Source organism: Paenibacillus protaetiae (assembly GCF_004135365.1).
GTDB lineage: Bacteria > Bacillota > Bacilli > Paenibacillales > Paenibacillaceae > Paenibacillus_AP > Paenibacillus_AP protaetiae.
In genome coordinates, this window is the sequence record NZ_CP035492.1 from 1138602 (window position 1) to 1156299 (window position 17698).

Genomic DNA, 17698 nt, shown 5'->3' on the forward strand with positions numbered 1-17698 from the left:
TATAAGTCCCTTGCCATTACCATTCAAACGGAATCCCCGTCAACTGCTCCCCGGTCTTCCACAGCAGCCTGGCTGCTTCAGGATCTACTGCCCATGGGAATACGCCGGTCGCTGTTGCGGCTGACGGATCTGCCAGTTCCGCAATATCAACATTTTCGCAGTAGACGCCTCCCATCCCTTCCAGCTGCACACCGGCTGCGCACCATACGGTTGTCGCCGCGCCTTCCTGCACCGTTTTACGCTCATCGTTCAGTACGGTATATCTTCTTGCGCCGCTTTCATCCAATGCCCCATCCCTTTCATTTCTTCATCGGATAAATATTGCGATAATCCGGTTACGATAGATCCGGGATGAACGGCAAATGCACGTACGCCATACTTTCGGCCGAGCCGGTCAAGCTCAACGGCAAATAGGATGTCCGCTGTTTTGGACTGGCCGTAAGCGGCCCACTTCTCATATTCCCTCCGCTCGTAATGAATATCGCCAAATTGAACCGCGCTCAAGCGGTAGGCGCGCGAAGACACGATAACCACTCTTGCTCCGTGCGCTTTCTTTAGCGCCGGCCATAACCGGGCGGTTAACTGAAACGGCCCCAAATAATTGGTTGAAAAATGCAGCTCATACCCTCTTGCGTCCCTCAACAGCTGCGGAATGGCCATAATGCCTGCATTATGAATGAGCATATGAACCGGTTGGCCGGAGCGAATAATACGTTCGGCGAACGCGTCGATGGAGTTCGGATCGGCAAGATCCAGAAGCTCCAACTCAGCTCCGGGGATAGCAGATACAGCGGCTGCCGCTTTCTCTCGATTTCTAACGGGAATAATCACCTTGGCTCCGGCGGCTGCCAGCACACGTGAAGTTTCCAGACCAAGCCCGGAATGTCCTCCGGTAACGATTGCTGTCTTGCCTGTCAAGTCAATTCCTCGCATCACCTCTTCTGCGGTAGTTCGCGGCCCAAACCCGGTCAAAAGAGCGGCTTGCGGTGTTGTTGTCGTATAGGAGTTCGTCATTTTCAATAGTCCTTTCGTTTTCCATCTTTAATCTCCTGGTAGTGCTCCAGCTTGTACCGGACGATCCGAAGCGTCTCATTCAACTCTTCCAGCTGCTGCTCGATTCGTATGCGATGCTCATCAAGCAGCTGATAACAGCCTTCATGGTCTTTGTGCGCATATTTTTGCACATATGCTTCCATTTGCTTAAGGGGCATTCTCGTATTGCGAAGCAATATTAGAAATTGAATGCTCCGGATGTCCGGCTCCGAGTACATCCGTGCTGCTCCCGCTCCGCGCTGCGGAGAATCAAGCAGTCCTATCTTTTCATAATAACGAAGCGTATCGGCCGATACGCCTGTCAGCTGCGCAGCTTCGGAGATGGTATACAGTCGCGACATGATGAGGTCTCCTTTTCTTTAAAATGCGGTCTTATAAAATCCGGATAACTAGAGGGTAACCCTTGGAGCGCGCTCCAAGTCAAGCTATTGTTTTTCCCGCCTCAGACGAATAATTCGATGTAAGGAATGGAATGATATACAAAAGTATCCAACAAAGGAGCTTTGCCCTGTGTCTATACATCTTGGGGAATCCAAAGGAAAAATTAATGTTTTACAGCTATTTATGATTTTCGCCCTGATGAACGGGCTGTTTGACCATGTCATTATTAACCCGATGCTGCTAGATGCTTCCGGACGCGATGCATGGATCGCCGTATTGGTTACAGGCTTTTTCTTTGTCCTGTGGTCTTTTTTAATCGTATGGTTTATGCGAAGAACCGGGCAGCGCAAATGGCAAGAATGGTTGTCTACTACTACGCATCCTGTGGTGTCATGGATATTCATCGTACCGTTATGTGCCATTTTGTACTGCATCGGCGGTACGACGGTCATAAATACAGTGAAATGGAACATAACCAACTATTTGCCTGCAACATCCGGATTCGCCTTATCGATTGCGCTTATTGCCATCTGTTTTGTGCTTGCTTTTTGGGGAATACGGGTAATTGCGATATCCGGGGGAATTTTGCTGCCAATCGTTACGATGCTCGGCATATTCGTCAGCACCTTTAACACGCCGGAGAAGGATCACCGGTTATTGAAGCCGATACTCGAGCACGGCTGGGGACCTGTTGCTGACGGCATTCTGTATGCTGCCGGGGGATACGTCGAAATTATATTGGTCGTACTGCTGCAGCACCGCGTCTCGTCTAAGCTAAAGGTGTGGCAAATGCTGATTTTCGCCTTATTTACAATCGTCATCATGCTTGGTCCAATTACGGGAGCCATTATGGAATTTGGCCCGGTTGAGGCTTCCGAGCAAATGATTTCGCCTTACGAGCAGTGGCGTCTTGTCCGAATCGGGCAATATATCGAGCATGTCGATTTCTTCTCCATCTTCCAGTGGCTCTCGGGCGCTTGTGTACGGATAAGCGTTGCCGCTTATTTAATTGTCGATATTTTGCCGCTCACCAAAAAAAATTACCGTCTATGGGGCATCGCCCTTATTATGGTGAGCTACATCGTCACCTCCATGCTTCCGATTAACGATTATAAGTTTTATCTATGGATGCTGCATTTCTATATGCCCGTATCTTTTGTGCTCTTATTTGGAATGTCGCTCGTGTGGATGGGGATCGCGCTATTCACCAAGCCATTACGAAAGGATGATAACAACAATGGCCAACGACAAAATAGTATGGTCGGAGCAGCTGATAAGGGAAACCTATAAAGAATCTTCCGATGTCATTATCGAAACATGCCGTTATGGAACAAACGGCGAGGATGCCGTCGTGTTGTTTTATGCTAACGGGTTATGCGACTCTAACGAAATCCGTAAAGTGGTTCAGCCGGAGCTTGCCCTTCATTTCGAGCAGAACGCAGGTGATAAGCTGTCGTTTAATTCGCTTGTGACCATGCTGACGCTTGCTCCGTTTGAAGAGAACTCTATGGGCGCTGTCGACCAGTTTTTGTTTGCCGGCGATTTGATACTTTTTTTCGTCAAAGAAAAAGCGCTTTACCATATGAGCATCAACAAACGTCCACAGCGGTCTCCGTCGGAATCCGCTACAGAAATCTCAATCCGCGGGCCAAAGGACGGCTTTATCGAGGATGCGGTTACGAACGTTGCGATCATCCGGAAACGGATGCGTACCAATTCGCTTCATGTCAAAGCGTTTACAATCGGCACAAGGACACAAACTACATTGTCACTGTTGTATTTAGCGGATGTGATCAATCCTAAAATATTGGATGAAGTCACGAAAAAACTCAACTCGATCGACCGTGACGGCATCTATACGATTGATCAGCTTGACGAAGTGCTGACTGGTTCCAAAATTAAAATTTTACCGCTGCTGGAGTATACCGGCAGGCCGGATTTTGCTGTAAATGCGCTGCTCTCCGGCCGGTTTATTATTGTGTTGGACGGCAATCCGATGGTAGTCATTGGGCCTGCCGGGCTTACGCTTATATTGAAATCGCCGGAAGACATTCATTTCAACTACTCGTATGTAACATTCGCCCGCCTCATTCGCGGGATCAGCTTGTTTTTCGCCATCTTTTTGCCGGGCATCTGGGTCGCGCTGATGGCTTTCCATCAGGACCAGATTCCGTTCCGCATTATGGCGACCGTTGCGATTTCGAGGCTGGGTCTTCCCTTCTCCTCACAAATCGAAATGTTTATTTTGCTCATGCTGCTTGAGATTTTCCGCGAAGCAGGCATACGGCTGCCTAACGCCATCGGGCAAACGCTAACCTCTATCGGCGGCCTTATTATTGGCGACGCGGCCATTCGCGCCGGGCTGGTATCGCCGTCTGTCGTCGTTATCGGCGCAATTACGGCGGTATCCGGCGTAACGCTGGTAAACCAGTCGTTAAGCTCGGTGGTGAGCATTATGCGTTTATTCTTTTTTATATTAGGCTGTTACCTCGGACTATACGGCGTCATCTTAGGAATTGTGCTGTTTATTTCCTATTTGGCCAGCCAAAAATCGTTTGGCGTCAGCTATCTTGCTCCGTTATCCCCATTCCGGTTCAAGGATGCGATAGCTTCATTCATGCGGTTGCCGTGGTTTATGATGAAAAAAAGGCCAAGCGGCATGATGCCTCAGGATAAAGACCGGTTAAGGAGTTGAAAGCATGACGGTTCGCCTTCGGAATATCGGGATATGCTTCATATTGGCTTCGCTGCTCCTGCTGCCCGGATGCGGGAACTCGCGCGACATTCAAAACTTGGCTTATGTGACCGCGCTTGGGATGGATTATGTGAACGGCAAATATATGTCTTACGTTCAGGTGCTGAACTTTACGAATATCGCCAAATCCGAAAACGTGGAGCTCGGCAAAAAAATTCCGATCTGGATTGGCGCCGCCGACGGAGAAACCGTATCCGGATCACTGGCGGATATCACCACAACTTCGCAAATTCCGTTGTTCTGGGGACATCTTAAAGTCATCGTCGTGACAGAAAATATGATCAAACATGGCCTGAGGGATATCTATAGTACGTTGAACCGGGGCCGAGATGTCCGTTACAATATTTTGGTTTACGGCACAAAAGAAGACATTCCGAAACTGCTGACGCAAACGTCGTTGTTTAACTTATCACCACTCGATACGATTTTGTTTACAGGCGCACAGCTCGGCAGCCAAAAAACATATTTGCTGCCGCTCAAAGGGCATCGCGGCATTTCGAATATGAATGAAACCGGAAATCCCGGTTACTTGCCGTCCATTTCGCTCTCGCCCGAGAATTGGAGCGAAGATAAGAAATCGAAAGACATGTTTCAAATTTCAGGCGCATATTTTTTCACCAAAACCAAGTATAAAAACTGGATGAGCCTGGGCGATTTGAAAGGAATACGCTGGATGAACCGCCACTTGGAGCAAACCCCGCTTCAAGTACCCGCAGAAGGCCAATACAAAGCTGTATTGACCGTTGTTAATCCGCGTTCGAAAATAAAACCGATCGTAAAAGGCAGTGATGTGCAATTCGACATCCATTTAGATGTGAAGAGCACTTTAACCGAGTTGGTTGAGGATGTGCCGTTTGGCCAGCTGGAGAAGGAAGCGGCGCAGGCGATTGAGAAGGAAATTAGAGAAACGTATAAGAAGGCGCTGTCGAAGGAATGCGATCCCTTCCAGCTGGGCGAAGCGCTGTACCGCCAAAATCCATCGTTATACAACAAACTGAGCGCAAACGGGGAGACGTTTTTCTTGCAGCCCGATTCCTTGCGTCATGTAATCGCCACTGTTCATATTACAACGGTAGGCAAATATAAAGGCCATGTTCAGCGTCAAGTCAAGTAGGCAAGAGAAAGAGGGAGAAGCCGCAGCAAAGCAGCTTCTCCCTCTTCTCTTGTGCGCTTTGTTAATGGGCCGGACCGCCAAACAAAAAGCGGTATTCCCAAAATGTGCCCTGCAAATTTTCGATATGCACGCCGCCGGAAGCGGTCGAGTACGTATCCAGCATTTTACCGTTGCCCAAATAAATGCCGTCATGCGTAATCGGCTGCTTGGCCTTATCGAGGCCGGCGTAATCTTCTTTTTTGCCGCCGTGATGCGCCATAAAAAACACGATATCGCCTTCCTTCAATTGATCCAGATTCGTTGTGGCGCCTCCCTGCTTCCGGACATATTCGCCTTGCGCCCTTGAATCCGAAGGCAAAGTAATGCCGTAACCTTCTTTAAATGCCTGCCTTACAAAATCCGAGCAATCAAATGTATCGGTTGTACTGCGGTTTGATCCAAATTCATAAGGCGTTCCAATGTATTTCAACCCGGCTTTGACAGCAGGATCCGTATACGGAGACGATTGCAAAGGGGTAACCGTATTGCCGCCATCCGCTTCGTAGGGATGCACCGAAAGGCTGTTGGATGAATAGCCGCTGGCAGCCCCGGGCGGCTGATTATGATCAGGTGCAGGTTGATCGGACGCACAGCCGGCTGTCAGCAGCAAACCTGCAAGCAGCAGCATCTTAGTCGTTGGCATCGTTAAGCTCCTTCAAGTTGGACTTGCAGCCGAATCCTCGCCTGCATCATGCTGTTAGGATGAACCAACGGCTTTCGTCTCATGCAGCCGATCATGCGATTCGTCTGAAATCCGTCAGTACCCATCCGGATGAACTGGGCATACAATGCATAAACGATGATCCTTACGAAGGAGGAACAACAGTGATTGATCCGATATTGCAATCGCCCGATTTAAAGCTAAGCGGGGATTCCAACGACACGGTTGCTTATAAACGCGATTCGATGAACTATATCACCCAGCTGTTTGGCGAGCAGCTGCCCGCGATACGGAACGGCTTCTTTAATGTGCATTTAAATAAAAATATTATTGTACAGCCGCATTGGCATACGAATGTGACGGAAATGGTCATTCTGCTGCATGGCGAAGCGGTAACGACGGTATTTAACCCCTTTACCCAAAAGCTGATGGCTTACCGGCTGAAACCCGGCCAGGCGTCTATTTTTCCAAAAGGCTGGTTTCACTGGATCGTAGCGCTGGCTGATCATACCCATTTGCTTACGATATTTGATGAACCTACGCCGGATATCGTATACGGATCGGACTTTTTGCGGTTTTTGCCGGAGCATATTGTCCATTTGGCTTATTGCGTCAACGAAGCGGATTATGCCAAAGCAGTTGCGCCCATTCAGGAATCGGTTATTTTAGGGCCTCCTCCCGGCTGCGAAGGAAAAGGCAAAACAGCGGCAGAACCTGCTGTAAATCATGCTGCTTTCCCTAATACAGCAAACGGATGGCAGCAGCCGATATGGTCGACTCCGCAAGCCAACTGGCAGCAGCGTACGCCTGAATTTCCCGGCCAGCTTGGTTTCGGCTGGTTTAACGGGTAACTGGAGCAGCACGACAAAAGAACAGCGAGCTGATCAAAAGGGATTTGATTAGCTCGCTGTTCTTTTTCTGCTGACGAAGCTGACGAAGTTAGATGCTTTGCACACATTTGCTTAATCAAAGCGGCAAGAGCTTTACTGTAACTTGCTTGCCGCTTATTTGGATGCCGGTTTCCTTGCGGCCAGCTTGGGCCAAATCCGCAACCAGCTGTTCCAGCAGCTTGCGGGCAGGCTCCCCTTCCTTTTTCCCTTGAAGGCGGATAACCGGCTGTACGGCATTGCCGGACTGCAACAGCTTTTGCATTTGTGCCTTTTTGGTATCATAGTCATGTTCTTCGATGTAAGGTGTAAGGCGGATTTCCTTCACTTTAACGTCTCCCGCCCGATGCCGCTCTTCCCGCTTCTGCTGTGAAGCCTCTTGCTTCGCCATGCCGCGGAGGACAAGCTTGCATGGCGGGGGGCTGCTGAACAACGAGGTACAAACCAGATCCGCTTTGTGTGATTGGGCCATAGCAAGCGCATCCGCTGTCGGCATAATGCCGAGGTCTTCCCCTTCCAATCCGGTAAGCTGCACCTCTTTTGCTTTTATTTTATTATTCATCATTAACATCTGATTCCCTCCGGCTCTTTGATCGCATCGACTACGATCGGTTTTTTAATATTTTGTAAAGAAGTTGTATTGCACAACTTGTTCTTGTACAATTATGGACTAACCCCTGATCAAATACCATTTGCTGGTAAAAAGGAGGAGAATACACTGATCGAAACAAACCGGAAATCGGCGCTCCCTGCCGCGAATGCCAAACCGGAAAGGCTTTCCGAGCTGTCTGTTTTGCGCGGGTTCGCGATTATCGGCGTGCTGTCTGTTCATGCAACGTCGCTGGCGACCGTCAATATGGCGCAGAGCCAGCTGTACTGGGTTTACAATTTCTTAAACATTTTTATGAAGTTCGGCACGACAACTTTTATTTTTTTAAGCAGTTTTGTATTGTTTTACAACTATTATAACCGGCCGGTTACCCGTGAGGTAATCCGCTCATTTTACCGGAAACGGCTGCTTTATATTATTTTGCCTTATGTACTGTTCTCGCTGTTTTATTTCGCTTATCAGCACGTCCATTACTACGCCGCGCGTTCCTGGCCGGACACATGGCATGCGCTCGTTATGCAGCTGCTGCAAGGGAAAGCTTATTACCATCTTTATTTTATTTTTATTAATGTGCAATTTTATGTGCTGTTCCCTTTTGTGCTGCTGTTGTTTCAGAAAGCCAAAAAACTGGCAGCGTGGGCAGTGCCGATCGGTTTTGCGGTCGAGTGGGCATTCGTATGGTTTAACCGGCTGCATCCGCTGCAAAATAAAGGGAGCTGGTCGCTTTCTTATTTCTCCTATTTTATGCTGGGCGCTTGCATCGGCATTTATTATCCAAAGCTGAAAGGCTGGCTGTCCTTCCGGATCTCCCGGCCGCATCCGCTGCAAATCGCGGGCTGGATATTGCTTTGGGCCGTTTGGCTTGCGGCCGGTCTCGCACATGTTTATATATGGCATCAAGCAAGGCTGCATGGTACGGTTTACGCTTCGCTGCTGTATGAACTGCTTTGGAATGTGCATACGATTGCTTGCACGCTCGTCTTGTTCCAACTGTCCAGCTGGCTGTACCGGACAAGACCGCTGCTTGCCCGCAGCTTCACCTCGCTTGGCTCCGTTTCTTTCGGCGTATATTTGATTCATCCGATTGTGCTTACCATCTATTGGAACTATGCGCCGCAGCATGGCGGCAGCACGATGTTCCATGCGCTGTACGCCGGCGGTTTCCTTGCGGCTTTGGCCGTCTCCTGGCTAATCGTTGCATCGGCAACGCGTTTCCTTCCGTTTGCCTGGGTGCTGTTCGGACAAGCCCCGCGCCGCCGTACGGCGCTGGAGCCGGAACCGGGGAGCGGGCTTTATACCGGAACCGGATAAAAGCAGCCATACGCCCCCGTCCCTAAGACGGAGGCGTATGGAAGGTCATTATTGGACAGCAGCGCTGTTCCAGGTGGCTTCGATAAGCTGCTTGATTCTATCATCCGTTAATGTTAAATGGCGGTTGAGGTGGCCTTTCACTACATAGACGAAAGATCCGTAATGCATTTGAACCAATAGATGCGGATCCATCTCGATAAACAGCTTGGCTTCGATTGCTTCCGCATACAATTGGCCGAGCGGGCCGCACCAGCCGCCTTCATACGCTTCGCGTTTCGACTCGTCATAAATATACGGGGAGAACGAATATTGCTCGATAAACTGGAAGCCTTCCGGATACCGGAGCGAAAGCCGGATCATATTCTCCCAAGCCCGCTCCAGCCGGGTGCGGATCGGCTCGTCAGTGTAAAAGCCGTTCAGCACCGTTTCCCCGTTAAACGTCACGATGGCTTTATACAGCTCATTAATGATCGCTTCTTTGCTTTCGAAGTAATGATAAATGCTTCCGGTTGAAACGCCGGATTTTTTGGCGATCAAAGCCATGGAAGTCGCCTGCAGCTCTTTTTCGATCAGCAGCGATAAGGTCGTTTGCAGAATCGCCTGCTGTACTTTGTTATATTTTTCAAACATATAGCTTACCTCCAACTGAACATCATCGCTCCAAAAACGGCGAAAAAATCGAATGTTCATTCCATTGTAGGAAACCTGTATGCCCTTGTCAAACCAATCCAACATATCTTCAACCGGCGGATTACAGGTTTGCTTTCGCAATCGTCTCCAAATATTGTTCGATCGGCATCGAATTCCGCATCTTCATTAAAGCGTGTCCGGCGTCCCCGACCACATTACGGAACGTGTTGATTTCTCTGGTCGCCAATTTGTCAATAACTTCAACAATTAATTGGGGATCATCCAGCTCCGACCGGTCCGCAGATTTCATCCGGTGTTTCACTTTGGCGATAAGCTCATCGTACACTTTAATTTTCTCGTCCGTATTCCATACCACTTTATCGGCAAATTGATTACCGGATGATCCGCCCTGTTCAACTAATCTCAGTTCAATATTAAACGGCTTCAGTTCGTAATACAGCCCTTCGGTCAGCCCTTCCAGCGCAAATTTGGACATGTTGTACAACGAGCCAAGAGGCAGTGCAGTCGTAAGGCCCATAAAGGAACTGATATTGATGAACATCCCCCGCCATTCTCCCGGAAATGCGGCAAAAATTTACGGATAACGTTAATCGGGCCGCGTGTATTAACCGCAAACTGCCAATCAATGTCATGCTCCTTCGCAAGCTCCAGCGGTCCGTACGTTCCCATGCCCGCATTATTCACGACGACATCGACTTTGCCGAATGCTTCAATCGCTTGGCGGACAGCTGCTTCTGTCTGCTTCACATCCGTTACATCATGCTGGAACAGACGGATATTCGGATATGCCGCCAGCTCCGTATCTAGTTCGGGCTTGCGCATCGTTGCCGCTACGTTCCATCCCTTTTTTGCAAAATGGATAGCCGTCAGTTTGCCTAATCCGGAGCTTGTGCCGGTAATAAATATCGTTTGAGCCATTTGAATTCCTCCAGTGGATATAAAATATTCCGTCCCATCATTTCGACCGAACGTTCATTCTAATTATGGGATACCCGTCATCCCTTTGTCAAATTCAATTTATTAACAGCGCTTACCGGCGGTACGCTTTCTCATGATAACGCAATATCGGTTTAAACAATTGCTCCCCGTCCTCCGGCAGCGGATTTGATGCGTCCAAACTTAAAGCCAGCGCCCGGTACGTCTCCGGCACCCAAATATAAGCATGGACATAATCCGTGGGCTTAAACCCGGCTTTTACCCAGAAACGCATGCGATTCGCGTTGTCAGCGGAATCATCCGCTTCCGCTTCAATCACAATGCCGCGGCACTTTTTCACGTGCTCCGCCCACCTGCGCATATCCGCCATGCAAGCCATGCCGATCCCTTGGCCGCGGTTTTCCCGCCTTACGGCAAAATAGTCGATCACAAGCACGCCCGCGTTCGGGTCCGCAGCCGTTAACGCCATTGCCGCCGCCTCGCTGCCGATATCGTCCAGCCATACATGCAGTTCGCAAAGCTTGCGTTCAAACATGCGCTTTACAATCGCATCCTTTTTCCTTCCATGTTCGGGAAATGCGGCTTCATATACCGGTTTCGCTTTTGCCCATAATGTTTCATCCCATTGGTCTGTAAGGATATGTTTCATCTGGTTTGGCTCTCCTGTCCCGTTTCGATAACAACAGTATAAGGCACATCGGTCCCGTATTTCCAAACCATGCTTATGAAGATGCGTTCCTGTCCTTCATTTTGCCGATCGTCCATAACACAATGGGGATGACGAGGCCAAAAAACATGGAGTAATACGGCCATTCTTCCAGCGACCTGACCGTAACTGCCGTATTCGGCCATACGATGGTGGATACGACAAACCCAATCAAGGATATCGGAAGAAGAAGCGGCTTGTTGCTTTTAATCCGGAATAGGCTGGCATAACTCGCGGATATCACATAAAGCAGCAACGCCAAACGAAAAAAAATCGCGATGTACCATAACACGGCGACCACCACTTCAAATCGCTCGTAAAAATCCGCAATGCTGATCGTACGGACCGCAAAGTAAGTCGGATACGATAAGTTTTCCACTACCCCTTCGCTTAGAACCGCAATGCAGACAAAGGTCATAAATAAAAACATGGCTCCGCTCATCATCGAAGCTTTCATCACGGCGGATTTCCACTTGTCCGGTTCTTTAAAGTGATGGGCGATAAACAAAAAGATTACGCTTTCGGCATAAGGAAACCCGATGGTCAAAATAGAGGCATGGACAATCGGTTTCCAGCCATTTTCCATAACCGGCTTAATATTGTCCAGATGAGTTGTCGGAATTAACGAGAAGAAACCAAGCGCAAATAACAGGAGCACTAACGAAAATAAAACTTCCGCCGCTCGGCCCCCCGTAGATATTCCGCAGCGCACGATGTAGTTAACGGCAATAATCATAAGAGCGACAATCGCTTCCGGAGGCGTTTCCGGAATGATGGAATTCGCTACAAAATCGGCCAGATCTCTTAAAACGATGGAATAAATAAGAAAGGGGTAAGCCGTTGCAAACAACCCGACAAACCAGATGCCGCCTTGTTTTCCCAGCAGCTGTTCCAAGTGGGCAGCTACGCTTTTCCCTTTCAGCTGGGATGCTATGCCGGCATGCAGCAGCACGATGAGCACTTGAATGCATAATGTGAAAAGGATGGCGATCCAGGCATCCTGCTGCGCATAACTGGACAATGTAGCCGGCAGCACCAGAAAAGCGCTGCCAAGCTGGTACATAATAAACCAGATGGAAGCTTGCCTGCTTGTAATTAGCTCTTTCGCGTTCATGCCCGCACCCCCTATCGGAGTAGATTGGATATCATTTGGCCAAACGGTCCGATCACCCTCATGATCGCCAAAAGTGGGCTCGGAAGCGGAACATGCAACTGCAGCAGCAGCAGCAATACAAATCCGATGCTGAATAAACCGGCGCTAAAGGCCATTTCTCGAAACGCTTTTGCCTTAACCAGCAGCCGGCATTCCGCCGCTTCCGCAATAAGGACAATCAGCATAATAAGCAGCAGCACAGCCGTCACCTCCTTCTTTGCTCCTCTATCGTTTCATGCATAGGGCTTGTCAATTTTCCGAAATAGCGGATTGTATAGTCAATAGACACGTCCGTCTTCAACTCATTTTGAAAAATATCATGCCAGTCCTGCTGCCAGCTTCTCCATAACTTCGGATACTTCCGGTGGAACGCTTCTCCGAAGCCGTAGACGTCGGTCCCTTTCGATTGCGAGCTTGCTATACTGCTCATGATAATTTTTTCCAGCTGTTTCTTCGCAAGTTGCTCCATTTGCTTAATTACGTTCTCATCCGTCAAATCCGCCTTGCAATGGACTTCGCCCAAGTTCGCTTGTATCCGGACCTTCAAATGCATCACCGGTTTGCCGTTCTCCACGCGGGGTTCATATTTTGTTTTTGCTTCATGCACTTCCACCAGAAACAATTTATCCGAATCCGGGCATTTCACCCGGCCTACCGTATTGGATACCTTATTGGTAATATAGCTGTACCCTTTGCTGTCCTGTTCATTTAGCCAGCCTACGAGCCGTTCATCACGAAACAGGCCGATTCCCGTATATTTATATTCTGCCAAGGAAGCGGGCTGTTTTACATTATCGGAGGATTCCCCTTTTTTCACGTCGCCTACGATTGTGACGCCGGTTAATACCGGGTCCCATCCGTCCTTTGTCAGCCTCTGAATCATATCGGTGACATTAACGGCAGCCGTGGGCGCCCATACTTTTTCCGACATTTTTAAAGAACGGTATAAATCCATAGCGGTCAACGTTTCCATCGGCGTTACGATCGACAGGATCTCTTTTGCTTTGAAACCGCGCGCAACCGCCATGTAGAAGTCCGGACGGATTTCATGGTCCCGAAACAGGAAGTCCAGCGTCTCTCGTATGCCCTTTCTGGCAATCGCATCATTCAATATCAAGATGCGCAAATGCGCAATATACATGCGCCTGGGCGCGTTGGTTGTAATTTTGCGAAGCGCTTCAAATAAGGTTGGAGCCGAGGAGCTGAACACGATAGACGGAGATCGTTCTGATCCCCGGTTTTTGGACATTTGCGAAGGATCCGCTACCTGTACCGTTATTTCGTAGTTTCCTTGTTCCGTCAAGTCGATTCCCATAGCTAGCACGACCGACAGGTCATTAATTTCAGTCCGGTTCCAGCAGCCCGTTAAGCAGGTGAAGAGCAAGGATGCAATTCCGATCTTTTGGATGATGGATGCCAACGCGTACTACCCCCGCTTTTGTGAGTTCATCAATGACAGGCCGGAAATACGGAACAGCGTATCCTTTTTTCCGTTCTGAGCGTGTGAGCCGGTATAAGGGTTGCCAAATGACTTTAGGCTGCACAAATGCACAATTAACAGCAGCACACCGATGGTAAGGCCGTAAGCGCCGAAAGAAGCGGCTAATCCCATAAACAGAAACCGGATCATCCGAATCGGGATGGACATCGAATAAGCCGGAATAACGAAGCTGGATATCGCCGTAATGGATACGATAATAACCATAACCGCCGACACGATTGTGGCTTCAACAGCCGCTTGTCCCACGACAATGGTGCCAACGATGGACATCGCCTGGCCGACTGTTCGGGGCATCCGTATTCCTGCTTCCCGTAAAATTTCAAAGGTGATCTCCATAATCAGCGCTTCAACAAAAGCCGGGAACGGAATGCCTTCCCGCTGCGCCGCCAGACTGAGCAGCAGCTGCGTAGGCAGCATGTCCTGATGAAACGTCGTTAATGCAATGTAGACGGATGGCGCCAGCAGGCATATGCACAGCGAAATATACCGAAGCCACAGCACCAAACGGCTGAACACAACGGACTGGCTCCTATCTTCGGCAGAAGCAAGGAAATCGGTGAAAAATGCCGGTGCAAACAATACGAACGGCGTATTGTCGGTAACAAAAGCGATCCGGCCGGCCATAATAGCCCGGGCAATCGAATCCGGACGATCCGTATTATAGATCGTGGGGAAGATCGACTTTGGCTGGTCCGCCAGTAAAATTTCCTCCAAATATTCGCTTTCCAGCACATGGTGCTGCTTGGAATTTCTTAATTTGTCCAGCATTTGCTGAACGAGCGCAGCATCCGCTTTGCCTTCCAAATAAACAACGGTCACATCCGTCTTGGACGGGTGCCCGACTTTGATGGATACGACACGAAGATTAGGATCTTTAATTCTCCGGCGGATTAAAGTCGTGTTCGTGCGCATCGTTTCGTTAAACGAATCACGCGGGCCGCGGACAACCGTCTGAATCTGGGATTCCGTTATGCTGCGCTCTTCCCAGCCCGGAAGCGGAATGGCCAGCCCCAGTTTATGCCCGTTGATGAGCAGCAGCACGGAACCGTCCATCAGCTGATCCAGCGACTGGCGGAACGAATAAATGAACTTGACATCAATGGACTCCAGAATCGATTCTTTTATTTCCGCGAGTGTAATATGTTCCCCTTGGATACGGTTAAGCAATGGAGTGATCACACTTTGCTGCAGCTGGACATTATCGACCATTCCGTCCAAATACACGACAGCCGCTTGTTGATGGCCGGCCGAAATGACCGCTTCGCGAATAATCAGATCCGAGCTGTTGCCCATAGCCGCACGGTATCGGTCTATATTCGGCTGCAGTTCCGCTGCAAAGTCGGATTGTTGTTGGCCGCTCATCAAATCCCTCCCTTTCCATAAACATACTTTTCCCTATTTGCATAAAATCATGTGTAACCCAGAGACCGTTCAGGCCGCCTTAGCAGCCGATTGCCGAAGCGGCAAACCGGACAATCCCGTCATGAAAACGGCGGCGCCGGGGAATAGTCCCGGCGCCGCCGTCTGGTTCTTATAGTATCCGAATCTGCCTGTTCCGTTACAAGTAACGAATATACCAAGCGTCGCACGCAAAATGCTCTGAACCGGCCAGCGGTTCGTTCAGCGGCTCAAACTGGTGTTTGGCATAAAAGCGGTTGGCAGCTTGCATATTTTGCAAAGTTTCCAAATAACATGCTCGGTAATGCCGGCTGGCAAATGCCAGCGCCTCATCCAGCAGCGCAGCGGCTATTCCCGTCCCCCTCGCTTCCGGGAGCAAATACATTTTTTGCAGCTCGCAAATGCCTTGCTCCGGATCTCCGAACTCCGCGATGCCGCAGCCTCCCCATAACGTTCCTTCATCGCTGCAGGCGATCCAATAGGCGCGGCCTTCTTCCGCGTAATAATCGGACAGATGGCTTAAGCTTTCATCTTCCCATGCCAGCCCGGAGCGGTTGCCTCCGAACTCGATCAGACATTGCCGGATCACGGATTCGATCGCGCTGTTATCGTCCGCTTTAATCATTCGAATGTTCATCTTGCTGCCCCCACATTAACCATATTCTCTCTTCTATTCTACCTGAATCGGGCACATTGGTTAAGTAGAATCGTTACTGCGCGCGATCATCTAACGGATAAAAAATAAGGTTGATCGGAAAGGCCGAACCAGCAGGAGGGCTGAATTCAATGTCCAGGCTGTCTTCACGCCCTGTTGTTTTATCCAGCAGGATCATGCCGTCGAAAGCTGTTAACACGCCGGAATCGGGTGTCATCCGGATATCGCCGTTTATTTTGAACGGACCGCGGAAAGCGCCGCCTTTGGCCAGCAGCAAAACAGCCATTTTGCGCGGCTTGTCAGCATGAATGTGATAGACGGTGCCGTAGTTGGCCGAATCGGTAACCGTTACGGCACGCATCGGGTCATATCCTTGCTGGAAGGTGTCATCCTGTCCGTCGCCGATGGCGAGGCGCATCGGTTTCGCGAGGCCGGCTGACGACAAATCTACCTTCCAATCGAAGCCGGTAATCGGGAAGGTGCCGCGGATATGACCTGCAAAATCCAGCTTCGGCAAATCCAGCATCGCGTCTGACACCGTATCGGCAACCGCAAACGTAAATTGCACCTTACCGTTTGTTTCTACATCGTAGATGAGGTTAGCCCCTTGCGCAGGATAAAAGTCCGGAAACTGCTTGTATACAATCGTGTCACCGGCAGCAATCTCGAACGTTTCGTCTATAGGGTCATGCAGCATAAAATCAACCGTAGCTTCGCTGCCCATCAGCTGGGCGTATATCGTCGGATAAACTTTGCCTTTATTCGTCGTTCTTACCGTCACCGGGTGATCCGTTTCATTGGTCGCCAATATGGCGAAAGACACTTTATGGTCCATACCGTTCAAATGATCGGCATATAACCGCGCTTTTCCTTCCACCGTATCCTGGTATAAAATGCCGGGCTGTACGAACGTTTCCGGACTATCGCTGACAAGCAGCGAACGCGACTTGTCTTCCGTAACGGTTTTGGCTACTTTAGGCAAATCCAAATAATTGCCGTACAAAGTGGGCCAGTCCGTCTTAATATAGCCGCCAATCGGCTTCGTATAGATCGGATATTCCACCTGACTCAAATATACCGTGTTTTCAATCACGATATTTCGCGTATACGGCGCGCTTTTGCTGCCGCTTTTGTCCGTTACCGTTAAAGTTACCGGATAAGTGCCCGGTGTAAAAAAAGCATCCGATTTGCCTTGCCATTCATACGTTAAACCTTCGGCATCCGGGTCGTAGCTCAAATCTACGTATTTCACCGGTTCGCCGATCCTGTAGCTGGGCTTGGCAAATGTAAATTTGGCGACAGGGCTTGAGTTATTCAGCTCCGGATTGTATACGCCTGCCGGCTTCGGAACGTACAGCACGTCGATCCGTCTCAATTCGTTATTATAGGTATACTTTGCGCCCATATAATCCGACAGCCACGTTAATTTAATTAATAAATGCCCGTTTACAATGACAGCCACCTGGTCTAACGGTATCATTGCTCCATTCACATAGGCCAGCTGAGTCGTCAAATCAAGCAAAATGCTGTACTTTGGCGTCTCCATATGAATTTGCCGGGTTTCTCCGTCCCACTGCACCTGCATGCCGAACGTATCGCCAAGAAACTTGGCGGGAACGAACGTTTTGCCGTCTTTAATCGTAGCAGCCGCCTCCAGCTTGACCTGCTCTCCATTCACAAACGCTTCTTGCTTGTCCAAATAAAACACGACATAACTGGAGGAAGAAGCAATCGCCGCCGGCTGCTCCGCCGCATTGGCCATGGTGCCGAATGAAGCGAATAAGGCTGCCATTGCAATCAGCAGCCACTTTCTCATTATGGATTGGTTTCTGTTCATGTTCTGCTCCTTATCCAACTATTTGGTTATATGGAACGGACTTCCTAATC

18 protein-coding genes and 1 pseudogene are annotated in these 17698 nt (G+C 49.4%); 5 read left to right on the plus strand and 14 right to left on the minus strand.

Annotated features, from left to right (window positions below):
* Nucleotides 1-16 precede the first annotated feature (16 nt).
* From ET464_RS20685 to ET464_RS05080, 3 genes are read right to left on the minus strand one after another with little or no spacing between them, the layout of a single operon-like run.
* Nucleotides 17-286 carry an SDR family NAD(P)-dependent oxidoreductase gene (locus ET464_RS20685; RefSeq protein WP_341869748.1) on the minus strand — a complete coding sequence of 90 codons (270 nt, stop codon included), beginning with the start codon at nucleotides 284-286 and terminating at the stop codon, nucleotides 17-19.
* Complete coding sequence (locus tag ET464_RS05075; protein WP_341869749.1) at nucleotides 250-1014, minus strand: SDR family NAD(P)-dependent oxidoreductase; 765 nt, start codon at nucleotides 1012-1014, stop codon at nucleotides 250-252. The genes ET464_RS20685 and ET464_RS05075 overlap by 37 nt, the downstream gene beginning before the upstream one ends.
* A 2-nt stretch (nucleotides 1015-1016) precedes the next feature.
* Complete coding sequence (locus tag ET464_RS05080) at nucleotides 1017-1394, minus strand: MerR family transcriptional regulator (RefSeq protein WP_129438806.1); 378 nt, start codon at nucleotides 1392-1394, stop codon at nucleotides 1017-1019.
* 169 nt (nucleotides 1395-1563) lie between these two features.
* On the opposite strand from ET464_RS05080, the gene ET464_RS05085 reads away from it, so the two are divergent.
* From ET464_RS05085 to ET464_RS05095, 3 genes are read left to right on the plus strand one after another with little or no spacing between them, the layout of a single operon-like run.
* A complete protein-coding gene (locus ET464_RS05085) occupies nucleotides 1564-2724 on the plus strand; it encodes a GerAB/ArcD/ProY family transporter (RefSeq protein WP_244226671.1) in 1161 nt (386 codons plus the stop codon).
* Nucleotides 2672-4129 (plus strand): spore germination protein, encoded by a 1458-nt coding sequence (locus ET464_RS05090; protein WP_244226672.1) that lies wholly within the window; start codon nucleotides 2672-2674, stop codon nucleotides 4127-4129. Before ET464_RS05085 ends, ET464_RS05090 begins: the two co-directional genes overlap by 53 nt.
* Before the next feature lie 4 nt (nucleotides 4130-4133).
* Nucleotides 4134-5303, plus strand: coding sequence for a Ger(x)C family spore germination protein (locus tag ET464_RS05095; protein ID WP_129438810.1), 1170 nt, complete (start codon nucleotides 4134-4136; stop codon nucleotides 5301-5303).
* 61 nt (nucleotides 5304-5364) lie between these two features.
* On the opposite strand, the gene ET464_RS05100 is transcribed toward ET464_RS05095, so the two are convergent.
* Nucleotides 5365-5985 (minus strand): C40 family peptidase, encoded by a 621-nt coding sequence (locus tag ET464_RS05100; RefSeq protein WP_244226673.1) that lies wholly within the window; start codon nucleotides 5983-5985, stop codon nucleotides 5365-5367.
* 182 nt (nucleotides 5986-6167) lie between these two features.
* On the opposite strand from ET464_RS05100, the gene ET464_RS05105 reads away from it, so the two are divergent.
* Nucleotides 6168-6854 carry a cupin domain-containing protein gene (locus tag ET464_RS05105; RefSeq protein ID WP_244226674.1) on the plus strand — a complete coding sequence of 229 codons (687 nt, stop codon included), beginning with the start codon at nucleotides 6168-6170 and terminating at the stop codon, nucleotides 6852-6854.
* A 115-nt stretch (nucleotides 6855-6969) separates the two neighbouring features.
* Here the strand turns inward: ET464_RS05105 and infC are convergent, their stop codons facing one another.
* Entirely contained in the window at nucleotides 6970-7461 is a 492-nt protein-coding gene (gene infC / locus ET464_RS05110; protein WP_129438814.1) for a translation initiation factor IF-3, read from the minus strand.
* 69 nt (nucleotides 7462-7530) lie between these two features.
* Between infC and ET464_RS05115 the strand changes: the two genes are divergently transcribed.
* Nucleotides 7531-8811, plus strand: a complete 1281-nt coding sequence (locus ET464_RS05115) for an acyltransferase (RefSeq protein ID WP_244226675.1) — start codon at nucleotides 7531-7533, stop codon at nucleotides 8809-8811.
* 48 nt (nucleotides 8812-8859) lie between these two features.
* Here ET464_RS05115 and ET464_RS05120 read toward each other — a convergent pair whose 3' ends face one another.
* The 9 genes and pseudogenes from ET464_RS05120 to ET464_RS05160 all read right to left on the minus strand — a co-directional run bounded on the left by ET464_RS05120 (nucleotide 8860) and on the right by ET464_RS05160 (nucleotide 17648).
* The gene (locus ET464_RS05120) at nucleotides 8860-9441 is read right to left on the minus strand and encodes a TetR/AcrR family transcriptional regulator (protein ID WP_129438816.1); all 582 of its coding nucleotides are present in this window, start codon (nucleotides 9439-9441) and stop codon (nucleotides 8860-8862) included.
* 121 nt (nucleotides 9442-9562) lie between these two features.
* Nucleotides 9563-10380: pseudogene (locus tag ET464_RS20820) on the minus strand (SDR family oxidoreductase).
* A 112-nt stretch (nucleotides 10381-10492) separates the two neighbouring features.
* Nucleotides 10493-11047, minus strand: coding sequence for a GNAT family N-acetyltransferase (locus ET464_RS05130; RefSeq protein ID WP_129438818.1), 555 nt, complete (start codon nucleotides 11045-11047; stop codon nucleotides 10493-10495).
* A 73-nt stretch (nucleotides 11048-11120) separates the two neighbouring features.
* Entirely contained in the window at nucleotides 11121-12218 is a 1098-nt protein-coding gene (locus tag ET464_RS05135) for a GerAB/ArcD/ProY family transporter (RefSeq protein ID WP_129438821.1), read from the minus strand.
* 11 nt (nucleotides 12219-12229) lie between these two features.
* Entirely contained in the window at nucleotides 12230-12466 is a 237-nt protein-coding gene (locus tag ET464_RS05140) for a hypothetical protein (protein ID WP_129438823.1), read from the minus strand.
* Nucleotides 12463-13677 carry a Ger(x)C family spore germination protein gene (locus tag ET464_RS05145; protein WP_129438824.1) on the minus strand — a complete coding sequence of 405 codons (1215 nt, stop codon included), beginning with the start codon at nucleotides 13675-13677 and terminating at the stop codon, nucleotides 12463-12465. The genes ET464_RS05140 and ET464_RS05145 overlap by 4 nt, the downstream gene beginning before the upstream one ends.
* Nucleotides 13678-13683: 6 nt before the next feature.
* Nucleotides 13684-15120, minus strand: coding sequence for a spore germination protein (locus ET464_RS05150; RefSeq protein ID WP_129438826.1), 1437 nt, complete (start codon nucleotides 15118-15120; stop codon nucleotides 13684-13686).
* Nucleotides 15121-15316: 196 nt separating this feature from the next.
* Nucleotides 15317-15793 carry a GNAT family N-acetyltransferase gene (locus tag ET464_RS05155; RefSeq protein ID WP_129438828.1) on the minus strand — a complete coding sequence of 159 codons (477 nt, stop codon included), beginning with the start codon at nucleotides 15791-15793 and terminating at the stop codon, nucleotides 15317-15319.
* Nucleotides 15794-15866: 73 nt separating this feature from the next.
* Nucleotides 15867-17648, minus strand: a complete 1782-nt coding sequence (locus ET464_RS05160) for a stalk domain-containing protein (protein ID WP_129438830.1) — start codon at nucleotides 17646-17648, stop codon at nucleotides 15867-15869.
* Nucleotides 17649-17698 lie beyond the last annotated feature (50 nt).